A 12586-nucleotide genomic window follows, 5' to 3' on the forward strand; every position below is an offset into this window, starting at 1 on the left:
AAATCAAGCCCTAACCATGCGTAACTTAGATAAAATAATAATAGAAATAAGATGTTATGTATTTGACAACTTGTAACACAATATTACTGCAGAGCAAAGTCATAGTGATTGTCACACAGAATTTTGCATTTACTAACAAAAAGCACTGACTTCATTGAAATCAGTGCTTTTATTATGCCAATTGCAAAAGATCTTAGTGATGTAAGATTTGCGCTAGGAAATTTTGAGTTCGATCTGATTGAGGGTTTTCAAAGAAATCAACAGGGTTGTTCTCTTCGATGATCTCTCCTGCGTCCATAAATATCACGCGATCGGCAACCTCTTTCGCAAAGCCCATTTCATGTGTCACACAGAGCATGGTCATGCCTTCCTCGGCGAGTTCGACCATTACATCCAACACTTCGCGAACCATCTCCGGATCAAGTGCTGATGTTGGTTCATCAAAAAGCATGACTTTAGGGTTCATACACAAAGAGCGAGCAATCGCCACGCGTTGTTGCTGACCACCAGACAACTGGCCAGGATATTTCTCTGCTTGGTCCGGAATTTTAACGCGTTCCAGATATTTCATCGCGACCGCTTCTGCTTCATCTTTAGGCATCTTCTTCACCCAAATAGGCGCGAGCGTACAGTTTTCCAGTACGGTTAAATGAGGGAAGAGATTAAAGTGCTGAAAGCACATGCCCACTTCACGGCGCACAGCTTCAATATTTTTTAAATCTTCAGTTAACTCCGTACCGGAAACATAGATGCTACCAGCTTGGTGCTCTTCGAGGCGGTTAATACAGCGAATCATCGTTGATTTTCCTGAACCTGATGGGCCACAGATTACGATCTTTTCCCCGCGCTTAACATCGAGGTTAATATTCTTTAGTACGTGAAACTCACCATACCATTTATTCATGTCCTTCAATTGGATCATATAGTCTTGTTGTTGCGTCATAATACGTCCTTGAGCTTGATGAGTTATCGTTTGTGACCGGTATGAAGTTTGTTTTCAAGCCATATCGAATAACGCGACATGCCAAAACAAAATACCCAAAACACTAACGCGACAAATACATAACTTTCAGTAGCAAAGCCTAGCCAGTCAGGGTCGGTGTTTGCTGCTTGTCCTATACCTAGTACGTCAAACATACCAATGATAAGAACCAAACTGGTGTCTTTAAACAATCCGATAAACGTGTTCACGATAGAAGGGATCGTAATCTTCAGCGCTTGTGGCAAGATAATAAGCCCTGTTTTTTTCCAGTAACTTAACCCAAGTGCGTCGGCAGCCTCATATTGGCCTTTTGGAATCGCTTGTAAGCCACCCCGTACCACTTCTGCCATATAAGCCGAGGCAAACATCACTACACCAATAAGAGCGCGAATAAGTTTGTCTGTCTCGGACCCTTCGGACATAAACAAAGGCAGCATAACGGAAGCCATGAACAGAACGGTAATCAGTGGCACACCACGCCAAACTTCAATATAGACGGTACAAATACTGCGAATGATGGGCATCTCTGAACGTCTACCAAGCGCAAGCACCACACCAATTGGCAGTGAAACTACGATACCAACTAACGCAATAATGAGCGTAACGAGTAATCCGCCCCATTTGTGTGTATCGACCACTTCTAGCCCAAATATCCCACCATATAACAGCCCAGCGATAATGAATGGGTAGATGTTTACGAAGAAAAGCCAAATCCAAATCCGTTTCGGTGTCTTTTCATACGCTAGCAACACAGTAAATATAGCCAATGTGATATAGAAAAGGCGAGGGCGCCACAGTTCAGACTCAGGATAGAAACCGTACATGAACTGCTCCCAGCGCACGCTGATAAATACCCAGCAAGCACCTTCTCGGCTGCAATCGTCACGCGTCGAACCAATCCAGTCCGCGTTGATAAACGCCCAATCAACGATATGCCAAATTGCACTAAAGACAAGATAAGCAAGAATTACGGTAACAATGGAATTGACAGGTCCATTAAATAGGTTTTTCCGCATCCAACCAACAAAGCCGACGGTATTGGCTGGTGGTGGGAGATCCGGTTGAAATTGATGAGTACTCATATTATCTCTCCACCAGTGCGACTTTACGGTTATACAAGTTCATTAATGCAGACGTAATCAAACTTAAGGTTAAGTACACGCCCATCGTCATCGCAATGATCTCAATCGCTTGCCCCGTTTGGTTCAGGGTAGTACCAGCAAAGACAGAGACAAGATCTGGGTAACCAATCGCCATCGCTAACGATGAGTTTTTGGTGAGGTTGAGATATTGACTGGTTAAAGGTGGAATAATAATTCGTAACGCTTGCGGAATGACAACAAGCTTTAAAGTTTTCGCGCGTGGTAAGCCCAGCGACATCGCCGCTTCCGTTTGACCATGGCTAACCGCATTAATACCAGAACGTACAATTTCGGCAATGAAGGAGGCGGTATAAACGCTCAGTGCCAAAAGTAGTGCAGCAAGTTCAGGAATAATGCTAATACCACCTTGGAAGTTAAACCCTTTCAGTTCAGGATAATTTAGTGAAATTGGCATACCAGCAAGGAAGTAGACAATCAGCGGAAGGCCAACGACTAAGCCTAAAGCTATTCTTCCCATTGGCGTTTGTTGCCCAGTTAGGCGTTGCTTGTTATTCGCCCATACATTGATCAGCAAGCTGGCGATCACCCCGAAGATTAATGCAGCAATAACAAAGCCACTGCCTGGCTCCATTTCTGGTGCTGGAAAATATAAACCACGAACATTCAAGAAGATGGCTTCGCCAAGGCTCAAGCTTTGACGAGGTGAGGGTAATGCTTGAAGAACAGCGAAATACCAGAAAAATATTTGTAGAAGAAGTGGGATATTTCGGAACGTTTCGATATAAACAGCAGCCAAGCGACTCACTAACCAGTTAGAAGAAAGGCGAGCGACCCCCATGGTAAAACCAATCACGGTAGCCAGAATAATACCTAATACGGAGACCAGCGCTGTATTTAGAAGGCCAATAATAAACGTTCTGCCGTAAGAGTACGTTTCATCGTATTCAATTAGCGTCAGCCCGATACCAAACCCGGCTTCTTGATTTAAAAAACCGAAACCCGTAGCGATCCCACGAGCATCTAAGTTGTTCAGTGCGTTGTTAATAATCGTGTAAAAGAAAAATACCAGTGCAGCTATGGCAATGATCTGGAAAATAGCAGAACGAAAGGCGGGATTATAAATCAAGCTCTTGCTTCCGCTCGGTTTGGACATCGTACTTGGCGATGCATCTTTTGTCGGTTTCATACAGCGATAACCTCAAACCTTAGTTATAGATATCTGCCTGTATAAATAGTCACGTCCTTGCTGGTCGAAGCATGTTTTCACCAGAGCTAAACGGCGATATTCGAGTTGAAATAGCCTGTCTAAGCGAAAACTTCTTGCCATTCAATGAGCGGTCCTTACTCATACAGATGGATAAAATCAAGAAAAAGGGCGGCATGAACCGCCCTGATTAACTCGTTCTATCGGATTGGTGGCGCGTACATAAAGCCGCCTGCATTCCATAGCGCATTAACGCCACGAGAAATTTCTAACGGCGAACCAGTACCGACTGTGCGTTCGAAGCTTTCACCATAGTTACCGACTTGCTTGATAACTTGGTAGCCCCAATCATCACGAATACCCAAACCTTTGCCTTTCGGACCGTCAACACCAAGAATACGTTTGATGTTTGGATCTTTCGATTTCAGCATTTCATCCGCATTTTTCGAACTAATACCATACTCTTCGGCGTTAATCATTGCTGATAATGTCCACTTCGCAATGTTGAACCATTGGTCATCACCTTGACGAACGACGGGACCTAGTGGTTCTTTGGAAATGATTTCCGGAAGAACGGCTGCAGAAGAGGGATCTTTCAGGTTCAGACGCAATGCATAAAGACCAGATTGGTCAGTCGTTAACACATCACAACGTCCTGCATCGAAACCTTTTGACGTTTGGGCTGCCGTATCGAATACGACCGGCTTGTATGACATACCGCTGTTACGGAAGTAGTCAGCAAGGTTCAGCTCAGTTGTTGTACCGGACTGTACGCAAACTGATGCACCATCAAGCTCTTTTGCGCTTGAAATGCCAAGATCTTTCTTCACCATGAAGCCTTGGCCATCGTAGTAGTTTACCCCTACGAAGTTGAGGCCAAGTGCAGTATCACGATGCAGTGTCCAGGTGGTGTTACGAGAAAGCACATCAATCTCACCTGATTGAAGCGCAGTGAAACGTTCTTTCGCGGTTAGGGGTACATATTTAACTTTCGTTTTATCCCCAAGAACGGCTGCAGCCAGTGCTTGGCAATATTCTACGTCGATACCTTCCCATTCACCTTTTGAGTTAGGGTTAGAGAAACCAGGTAGACCGGTACTTACGCCACAAGTAAGAAAACCTTGTTTTGTGACTTTGTCCAGAGTAGTGTCTGCTGCTTGAGCTGATGTTGCCATCATCGCAGTAGAAGCCGCTACGACGGAAGCAAGAACTGTGAGTTTATTTGCCATTTGTATCCTTCCTGTATGATCCATGTTTAATCAGGAGTGACCTGAAACAACGTGTCCAATTCGTTAGAGTTATCGTCCTACGTGATTGATTTTCGAAGAAACGGTATTCGATAGATCAACCAGTTATAAGCGTAGGAAAGGATCTGTTAATTCTCAAATATATAATTTAAATGAAGTTTTGAGAGAACTTACAAAGCGCCTTGAGATTTAGAATGACGAAATGTTAATTGTTTGTAAATAGTGCAAATCATGGACAATTTGGTGCATCAGAACAATCAATAGAAGAGTGAACAATACAAGAGAATAAAAAGTTGTTATTAAAACTGTCATTAGCTGAGCTTGGTGAAGTTCAGTAAAAATTCGAACAAAAATTATTTGTGATACCGAAACAGGGTGATGAGCTTGCCCCATTTTTGGTAGCATGGTCCGCAACAGCTAATTAGAGTAATCATGGATTGAAATGCGATATTTTCCTCTGTTCTTAGATTTAATCAATAAACCCGTTCTTGTCGTGGGCGGCGGTGAAGTGGCAAGCAGAAAGGTGGAAGCGTTGCTAAAGGCAGGGGCGGATGTCACTATCGTTTCTCCAACGTTGGTCGATTTTCTGTCTAAGCTTGCTGCAGAGCATCAAGTGCGCTGGGTGCAACGTTTCTATTCAAGTGACATTGTCACTAAAAACTTTGTTCAAGTGTGGGCCACGACAGATAATCCTGAGCTAAATCACCAAGTGTATAAAGATGCGAAAGAATTAGGCATCCTAGTGAACGTTGTGGATGATAAGCCTTATTGTGACTTCATTACGCCCTCTATGATCAATCGTGGCCGCATACAAATTGCTATTTCTAGTGGCGGCGCCTCACCAGTTTTAATTCGAAACATCCGTGAAAAGCTTGAATCGATACTGCCACAAAACATGGGGTTGATGGCGGACTTTGCTAACTCAAAGCGTAATTCGATTAAAGAAGCACTACCTAGCGTCGATTTACGTCGTAAGTTTTGGGAGCAATTCTTCTCGAATCCTGAGGTTGAAAACGCGCGAGATAATAGAGAGTTAGAAACGATTTACCAAGCGACCATGGCAACACCTTTGGATGAAAAGGGAAGTTGTACTTGGATACAGGTAGGGAAAGACGTTGAGATGTTGCCAATTAAGGCCGTGCGCTACATGCAACAAGCCGAGCTAGCACTTTACTCAACTCGATGCGAAGCGAACGTGTTAGAGCTAATACGAAGAGATGCAGAGCGAGAAGCTTTCTCCAGCGCAGCTGAACTCTCTGATATGTTGACCAAGGCTAAATCTGAAAAGCTTCGAGTTTGCGTGTTTATCCCTAAAGGGACGAGCGAGTTCTTATTGCTGCAAGGGCAGGACTTGGTGATATAACCACGTTAAAAAGTGGGCACTTGGCTTCTTGATTAAAAGGCCAACAAAAACGCCAGCGAACTATGCGCTGGCGTTTTTAAACTAAATTACTTCTCAGACTGAGTTAATCACGGAAGTTGTTAAACTGGAATGGTATGCCCATCTCTGCTTCACGAATCGCTGCCATTGTCGCTTGCAGGTCATCACGTTTCTTACCAGTAACACGTACCTTGTCGCCTTGAATAGAGGCTTGCACTTTTAACTTTGCGTCTTTGATAAGTTTCACTACTTTTTTGGCTGTTGGTGTATCGATACCTTGGCGGAAAAGCAGAGTTTGGTGCCAATTCTTACCAGTTACATCTGGGTCCTGTGCATCCATTGCGTTTGCATCAATATTACGCTTTGCCAAGTGGCTACGTAAAATATCGCGCATTTGCTTAAGTTGGAAGTCACCTTCCGCAGACATTTTTACGTTTTCTTCTACTAGCTCAAAGCTCGCATTAACGTTGCGGAAATCGAAACGAGTAGACAATTCACGGTTAGCATTATCAACGGCGTTACGTAGTTCAACCGTATCGATTTCAGAAACAATATCAAACGATGGCATGAAGATTCCTTGATTATTTTGTTATAGGGACTTTCGGGATTTAACGGCGTTTGCCAGCATATCTAGCATTGTAGCAGTATCTTCCCAGCCTAAGCATGGGTCTGTAATAGATTGACCATACGTTAGGTTGTTGATGTCAGTCATTGGTTGATTGCCTTCAAGAATAAAGCTTTCAGCCATGATACCCGCAATACGAGTACTGCCTGACTTAATTTGGTTACAAATGTCTTGAGCAACGTCGATTTGTTTTCTGTGCTGCTTCTGACAGTTTGCGTGGCTGAAATCCACAACCAAACGTTGTGGCAAGCCAAACTCGGCTAGAGCATCACACGCTTGTTTTACTGACGCTTCATCAAAGTTAGGGCCTTTCTCTCCGCCGCGTAAAATAATATGACCATATGGGTTACCACTTGTACGATAAACCGTCATGCGGCCATTCTTATCTGGAGAGTAGAAGTAATGCGAGGCTTTCGATGCGCGAATTGCATCAATTGCAATTTTTACGTTGCCATTTGTGCCATTTTTGAAACCAACTGGGCAAGACAGCGCCGATGCCATTTCACGGTGAATTTGCGATTCTGTTGTACGAGCACCGATCGCGCCCCACGTGATCAAATCCGCTATGTATTGACCAGTAATCATATCAAGAAACTCAGTAGCAGTCGCAAGACCAAGCTTGTTGATATCCAGTAGTAGTTTACGTGCTTTATGGAGACCAGCTTCAAGCGCGTAAGAGCCATCTAGGTTAGGGTCGGTAATTAAACCTTTCCAACCAACTACTGTACGAGGCTTTTCAAAGTAAGTACGCATCACGATAAACAGTTCGTCTTTGTACTTGTCTTGGATTTCACTCAGGCGAGTGGCGTAATCAATGGCAGCTTCAGTGTCGTGAACAGAACACGGACCTACAATCGCAAGAAGGCGATCGTCTTCACCCGATAAAATGTTTTCAATCTGACGACGAGATTGAGCGATACGGTCTGCAACGTCATCCGTAATAGGATGTACACTACCTAGCTCTGCTGGGGTAGGCATTGGACCCAAAGGTTGGGTTCTCAATTCATCTGTTTTTATAGGCATGTTATAGCTTTATTCTCTATTGCGAAGGGGTAAAGATAACGGAATTACAGGCAGGAATAAACCGTTTCACGGGAATCTTCGCCAGGAAATACCGAATTGTATACAAAGGTGTAGGTATTCATTTAAATGACTTATGTATAAATGACAAAACTTGATCATTAAATCAATATATATACATTTGAATTTATAACCATTTCATCTATCTCACCGTTAGGCAATCAAGATAACTGCGGCAAACCTCATGTTTATCTGTGTGACAATGTCACTAAATTAGTGGCTAAATAACTCGTGAGATCGAGCTTTTGTTAACATTTCTTTGACATCTATTTCTTTCGTTGATTAACTGGTCTGACTAGATTGGTAAGGAGACCAAAATGTTATCAGCTGTACGTCGTGCAAATTTGTACCTAAATCTATTTGGCTTTTCTAAAGTGCCTCTGATTTGGCTTTGTCATCCTAAGATCATTGCGATAGATAGCGAGCACGTTGAGGTTCGAATCCCTTTGCGAAGAAGAACAAAGAACCATTTGAATAGCATGTATTTCGGCGCTTTAGCGGTTGGGGCGGATGTAGCTGGTGGTTTTCTTGCTATGAGCAAGGCGCAAGAAAAAGGAGAAGCGATCTCTTTAGCATTTAAAGGCGTCAAAGCCGAGTTTTTAAAACGTCCGGAAGCGGATGTACACTTTGTGTGTAACGATGGTCATGTCATTGATGAGATGCTCGATCATACGTTGGCAACGGGTGAACGAGTGAATCGCGATGTAAAAATCGTCGCGTTGTGTCCTAGCTTACATGGTGACGAACCTATGGCTGAATTCTCGTTGACTCTTTCGATAAAAAAAGCAGCCCAACAAAGAAAAGAGGCTGCGTAGTGGTTTGCTGTTTTTAAAGAATATCGCTTTAATTGAGTTCAATCTGCTCAATCGAGACTATTTTGGAGCGGTTTAAGACCACTTTCCAACGGTAATAAACAGGCTCATCGGTGTGGTTGTCCTCTTTGACAATCACATTGAGCAAATGACGTTTCTCTACCGACTCTTTGGTCACTTGCCCTTCATTTAAACGGTAAACTCGGTTTGAGCTTTTATCCATCAAGCGGATGATAGGGCGCAAACTGATGTTCAGTGTTTCTCTTGTTTGCTCATAACCACTCAAGAATAGAGAGGTCGCCATTTCGGTTTTCTCGTGATAATGAAGTATCTGCTCTTCGCGCTGCACGACGCGCTTCTTACGTATTCTTTGAATCTTATCTGGCAAGCTACTTAACGTACGATAATCGAGCCACTCTAATTTTCTGCCTACCACTTTTTTCGTTGTTGGATCAACATACTTCTTACGCCACTTTGGCTTGCCTTTACGGATCCATCGCCACATCGCATCGCGCAAATCATCTTTAAAGATTTCTCGTAGAGCATAAATAAATGACATCGCGATAATGAAGGACGCGGAAATTTCCCCAAGGTAATCGCGAGCGAGAATCACGGTTGAGGTCACGACAACCATCACCAAGCCAGTCGCAATACCTTTGATAGCACGCTTGATGTTGTTCCCCATTGATACGGTTTCTTCACGAAGCACGATAGGGTGTTCAATCAAGCGTCTTAGCAAGCGCATTTTGTTAGATAGGCGAGTAACGTCTTCAACGACTCTTGGAGAGTTGTACTTGTTGAGTTTTCGATGGGCTTGCTCTTTTTCACAGAGCGTGATCAAGCGTTTCTTAATCGTGCCATAATCGCCTTCACGCGGGAGATGAGCCACTAGAGATAAAAACTTCTGCTCGGTATACCAAGACAGGTAGTTATCGATGTTAACGTAGTACCGTTTTAAGTTCTCTTCATAAGGAATAGAACGTCGCAAGCGCTTTAAGATCTCAAGCGTGAGCTCGATAACTTCGTCTACTTCATCTTCCGTTACGGAGTTGTTCTGATGTTTGTTTAAACTTGCCACCGCTTTGTCTAGCGCGATAACGTATTGGTACGCGAACAAACTCAAACTTACTCGGTATTGTTGATTCGACAGGCGTCCACGTTTGGCAAGTCGACTGTGTACTAGCGGTAGAAGGATTTCAGTACTGTAATAAGAGCGTTGCTGTGTGATTGAAGTGTAATAAAATTCGGATTCACTGATGATATCGGCGTTTAAACCAAGCTCACCAGGTATAAAAAAGTAAATATCTAGGTCGACACTTTTGCTCTTTGCGAGTGCATGACTGATTTTTAATGTTATTGAGTCTTGTTTATCGACGGTGACCAAAGAAAGCTCCTGACTTTGTTAAAGCATTCTTAACTTATGCGTACTGTTGAGCAGGTAAGCATAAAAGTGCTAAAAGAGTGACTGGGGCATATAGCTGAACGACAACAGCATAACAGAGCACTATGCTTTTCTCTCTGATTTTCTTGTTAGTTTAGGTATAATTCCACGTAAATTTAAAAAGAGACAAAATCAATGATTAAAATTGGTCAAATTAACAGCTTAGAAGTCATTAAAAAGGCTGATTTTGGCGTATTTCTGGATGGTGATGATTACGGTTCTGTTCTACTGCCTAATAAGTATGTACCAGAGGGTACTGAAATTGGTGATCATGTAGACGTATTTTTGTACTTCGATTCAGAAAGCCAGCTTGCTGCGACCATTGAAAGACCTATTGCCCAAGTGGGTGAATGGGGCTTAATGAAGATTGAGGGCGTCAACGCGACAGGTGCTTTTGTAAATTGGGGCATCAAAGAAAAGGATCTACTTATTCCTTTTAGTGAGCAACGCACTCGCTTCTCTGCGGGACAAACTATTCTTGTCTATGTATATACTGACAAAGCGTCAGGCCGCATTGTTGGTACGACTAAGTTCAACAAATGGTTAGACAAAACTCCGGCGAATTATGAAGTTAACGAACAAGTTGATTTGATCATCGCAGAGCGCAGTCAACTTGGCTACAAAGCGATTGTTAACGGTAAGCATTGGGGCATGATTTTCCCATCAGATGTGTTTGGTAAGCTTTACATCGGTAAGAAACTGAAAGGCTTTATTAAGCAAATTCGTGAAGATGGCAAAATCGATCTCGCGCTACAAAAAGTCGGCGTGGCAAAAATGGACGATCTTTCTAGCAAGATTCTTGATCTGTTAGAGAAGAAGGGTGGCTTTTTACCTTTGAACGATAAGTCTTCTCCTGAAGCGATTTTTGACGCTTTCCGTACAAGTAAAGGTACTTACAAAAAGACCATTGGTGGATTGTACAAGCAGGGCAAGATTGTTATCGAGAAAGACGGTATTCGTCTGGCGTAACCCAAGCTCACGTATAGCGGATCTGCAGCCAAAAAAACGGCCCAAACTTTTCCTTTTTTTGGGCCTAGGGGAAACGGCTCCGCAGAGCCTGCGCTAAACTTTTTCCAACAATAATTTTGTTGGGAACATAGAGAGAAATGCCATATCAAAGCATTACTTTGATACAACTAGTTTAGTACAGCGTGTCCGGATCGCTAGCGAGCCCAGTTGCTTTCATACTTACGAATTAAAAAGCCATCGCAAATACGATGGCTTTTCATTTATTTATGATTCGTTACTTCTTTAAAATAAGTTCTTATCTCGTACTAATTCGCGAGGAAGACCATTCTTTATTCTGTTGCTTACCCACTTTCCAAGGCCAATGACTGCGCCTTGATAGGTAACAAGTACTTCGCCTTTACCTGTTTTCATTCCCTCAGGAATCGTTTGTGGGCGAACATCACGTCCCATGTACCATTCGCGCGCTTCTTCAATGGTTAGCTCGATGGCGTTTGCCTCAGAGCATGTCGCTAATGCCGTTGCCACCTGATGCTGCCAACGGTAGCCATTTTTATGGGCTTCCGCGATCTTGATACCCATACGGGAGAAGCGTAATTCGCCGATCATTGGCTCTAAAGAATTAGGGAACAACCAGACATCTTTATCGCGAAGCCATACAGAACTGTCATTCGGAAGTTCAATACCTAACGCACTTTGCAGCTGTTGGGCAATTTCAACCGATTCTTTTTTCGATGCTTTGGTAAACGGGAACTTGCCCATGCGCTTTTTGACCTTTGGTGGTTCAACAGCAGCCAGTTTACGAATTCTTGCAACAAAGAACCCTTCGCAGTCGTAGACCTGTGGAAAGATATGCAAAAAACCTTCTTCAGTTAGAGCAGCATTTGCGTTTTCAAACAAGGTCTCAAGGCTTTCAAACTCAACGGCATCACCAAAGGTTTCTTTCAAGTGATGACAAACTTGTTGGTTTTCTTCGGTACTGAGTGTGCACGTTGAGTAAACCATCACACCACCGGGCTTTAGTGCATGGAAGGCGCTTTCAATAAGATCTTTCTGTGTGTCAGCGATGTCGAGCACGGAAGCTTGCGTCCAGTTTTTCATTGCATCTTCGTCTTTGCGAACGGTGCCTTCGCCGGAGCAGGGCGCGTCGAGCAGAACCGCATCAAATTGTTCTGGTAGCCAACCGCCAAAAACGCGCCCATCGAAGTTACTTAGTGCGGAGTTACGTACACCACAACGTTCCACGTTGGCATGCAGCACTTTTACACGACTTGCGGCGTATTCATTGGCCACGAGAACGCCTTCATTGTTCATTAAAGCCGCGATTTGAGTGGTCTTTGATCCTGGTGCAGCTGCTGTATCTAACACGGCATCGTAAGATTCGTCATTCATAAACAGCGCAGATACTGGCATCATTGAACTGGCTTCTTGAATGTAGAATAAGCCTGACATGTGCTCTGCGGTGTTGCCTAATGGTACAACTGACTCGTCCGCTTCAATCCAAAAACCCGTGTCACACCAAGGCACAGGGGAAAGCTTCCAGCCTTTTGCGTCTGCACGTTCTAGAAACGCCTCAACGCTGATCTTCAACGTATTAACACGAATACTCTTGCGCAATGGCTTTTGGCACGATGCGATAAAGTCTTCCATGTTGAGGTTAGCAGGAAGGATAGTTTGGATTTTTTCCAGAAACGCGTCTGGGATGTAAACATTAGGATGCAATGTGGGATCTCGTTTGCAGAATT

Annotated in this window: 12 protein-coding genes; 4 read left to right on the plus strand and 8 right to left on the minus strand. The window is 43.5% G+C overall.

The window, feature by feature from the left end:
* Positions 1-193: 193 nt before the first annotated feature.
* Genes CBX98_RS00055 through CBX98_RS00065 form a run of 3 tightly spaced genes read right to left on the minus strand, consistent with a single transcriptional unit; the run spans position 194 to position 3271 of the window.
* Positions 194-943 carry an amino acid ABC transporter ATP-binding protein gene (locus tag CBX98_RS00055; RefSeq protein WP_005377400.1) on the minus strand — a complete coding sequence of 250 codons (750 nt, stop codon included), beginning with the start codon at positions 941-943 and terminating at the stop codon, positions 194-196.
* A 23-nt stretch (positions 944-966) separates the two neighbouring features.
* Positions 967-2064, minus strand: a complete 1098-nt coding sequence (locus CBX98_RS00060) for an amino acid ABC transporter permease (protein WP_012841798.1) — start codon at positions 2062-2064, stop codon at positions 967-969.
* Between the two features lies 1 nt (position 2065).
* Positions 2066-3271 (minus strand): amino acid ABC transporter permease, encoded by a 1206-nt coding sequence (locus CBX98_RS00065; RefSeq protein WP_006743259.1) that lies wholly within the window; start codon positions 3269-3271, stop codon positions 2066-2068.
* Positions 3272-3342: 71 nt separating this feature from the next.
* Here CBX98_RS00065 and CBX98_RS26240 point away from each other — a divergent pair, with 71 nt between their 5' ends.
* Positions 3343-3483 carry a hypothetical protein gene (locus CBX98_RS26240; RefSeq protein WP_172605900.1) on the plus strand — a complete coding sequence of 47 codons (141 nt, stop codon included), beginning with the start codon at positions 3343-3345 and terminating at the stop codon, positions 3481-3483.
* 6 nt (positions 3484-3489) lie between these two features.
* Here CBX98_RS26240 and CBX98_RS00070 read toward each other — a convergent pair whose 3' ends face one another.
* Complete coding sequence (locus tag CBX98_RS00070; RefSeq protein WP_005396567.1) at positions 3490-4518, minus strand: amino acid ABC transporter substrate-binding protein; 1029 nt, start codon at positions 4516-4518, stop codon at positions 3490-3492.
* 460 nt (positions 4519-4978) lie between these two features.
* Between CBX98_RS00070 and CBX98_RS00080 the strand changes: the two genes are divergently transcribed.
* Complete coding sequence (locus CBX98_RS00080; protein WP_048626418.1) at positions 4979-5899, plus strand: bifunctional precorrin-2 dehydrogenase/sirohydrochlorin ferrochelatase; 921 nt, start codon at positions 4979-4981, stop codon at positions 5897-5899.
* A 103-nt stretch (positions 5900-6002) separates the two neighbouring features.
* On the opposite strand, the gene CBX98_RS00085 is transcribed toward CBX98_RS00080, so the two are convergent.
* Positions 6003-6485, minus strand: coding sequence for a YajQ family cyclic di-GMP-binding protein (locus CBX98_RS00085; protein WP_048626417.1), 483 nt, complete (start codon positions 6483-6485; stop codon positions 6003-6005).
* A 21-nt stretch (positions 6486-6506) separates the two neighbouring features.
* Positions 6507-7565: a 3-deoxy-7-phosphoheptulonate synthase gene (locus CBX98_RS00090; RefSeq protein WP_006743262.1), complete on the minus strand. Its 1059-nt coding sequence runs from the start codon at positions 7563-7565 to the stop codon at positions 6507-6509.
* Between the two features lie 374 nt (positions 7566-7939).
* Between CBX98_RS00090 and CBX98_RS00095 the strand changes: the two genes are divergently transcribed.
* The gene (locus CBX98_RS00095; RefSeq protein WP_005396564.1) at positions 7940-8437 is read left to right on the plus strand and encodes a DUF4442 domain-containing protein; all 498 of its coding nucleotides are present in this window, start codon (positions 7940-7942) and stop codon (positions 8435-8437) included.
* A 28-nt stretch (positions 8438-8465) separates the two neighbouring features.
* Here CBX98_RS00095 and CBX98_RS00100 read toward each other — a convergent pair whose 3' ends face one another.
* Complete coding sequence (locus CBX98_RS00100) at positions 8466-9818, minus strand: hypothetical protein (RefSeq protein WP_104971743.1); 1353 nt, start codon at positions 9816-9818, stop codon at positions 8466-8468.
* 192 nt (positions 9819-10010) lie between these two features.
* Between CBX98_RS00100 and CBX98_RS00105 the strand changes: the two genes are divergently transcribed.
* The gene (locus tag CBX98_RS00105; RefSeq protein WP_005396561.1) at positions 10011-10844 is read left to right on the plus strand and encodes a S1-like domain-containing RNA-binding protein; all 834 of its coding nucleotides are present in this window, start codon (positions 10011-10013) and stop codon (positions 10842-10844) included.
* 282 nt (positions 10845-11126) lie between these two features.
* Here the strand turns inward: CBX98_RS00105 and rsmF are convergent, their stop codons facing one another.
* Complete coding sequence (gene rsmF / locus CBX98_RS00110; RefSeq protein ID WP_109168314.1) at positions 11127-12563, minus strand: 16S rRNA (cytosine(1407)-C(5))-methyltransferase RsmF; 1437 nt, start codon at positions 12561-12563, stop codon at positions 11127-11129.
* Positions 12564-12586 lie beyond the last annotated feature (23 nt).

It is taken from the genome of Vibrio sp. T9, from assembly GCF_003123985.1.
GTDB classification, from domain to species: domain Bacteria; phylum Pseudomonadota; class Gammaproteobacteria; order Enterobacterales; family Vibrionaceae; genus Vibrio; species Vibrio diabolicus.

Excerpts from the sequence above, each read along its gene's own strand:
- CBX98_RS00090 (WP_006743262.1), bottom strand. The coding sequence starts at position 7,565 with ATGCCTATAAAAACAGATGAATTGAGAACCCAACCTTTGGGTCCAATG.
- CBX98_RS00095 (WP_005396564.1), top strand. The coding sequence starts at position 7,940 with ATGTTATCAGCTGTACGTCGTGCAAATTTGTACCTAAATCTATTTGGC.
- CBX98_RS26240 (WP_172605900.1), top strand. The coding sequence starts at position 3,343 with ATGTTTTCACCAGAGCTAAACGGCGATATTCGAGTTGAAATAGCCTGT.
- CBX98_RS00055 (WP_005377400.1), bottom strand. The coding sequence starts at position 943 with ATGACGCAACAACAAGACTATATGATCCAATTGAAGGACATGAATAAA.
- CBX98_RS00085 (WP_048626417.1), bottom strand. The coding sequence starts at position 6,485 with ATGCCATCGTTTGATATTGTTTCTGAAATCGATACGGTTGAACTACGT.
- CBX98_RS00060 (WP_012841798.1), bottom strand. The coding sequence starts at position 2,064 with ATGAGTACTCATCAATTTCAACCGGATCTCCCACCACCAGCCAATACC.
- CBX98_RS00105 (WP_005396561.1), top strand. The coding sequence starts at position 10,011 with ATGATTAAAATTGGTCAAATTAACAGCTTAGAAGTCATTAAAAAGGCT.
- CBX98_RS00065 (WP_006743259.1), bottom strand. The coding sequence starts at position 3,271 with ATGAAACCGACAAAAGATGCATCGCCAAGTACGATGTCCAAACCGAGC.
- CBX98_RS00080 (WP_048626418.1), top strand. The coding sequence starts at position 4,979 with ATGCGATATTTTCCTCTGTTCTTAGATTTAATCAATAAACCCGTTCTT.
- CBX98_RS00070 (WP_005396567.1), bottom strand. The coding sequence starts at position 4,518 with ATGGCAAATAAACTCACAGTTCTTGCTTCCGTCGTAGCGGCTTCTACT.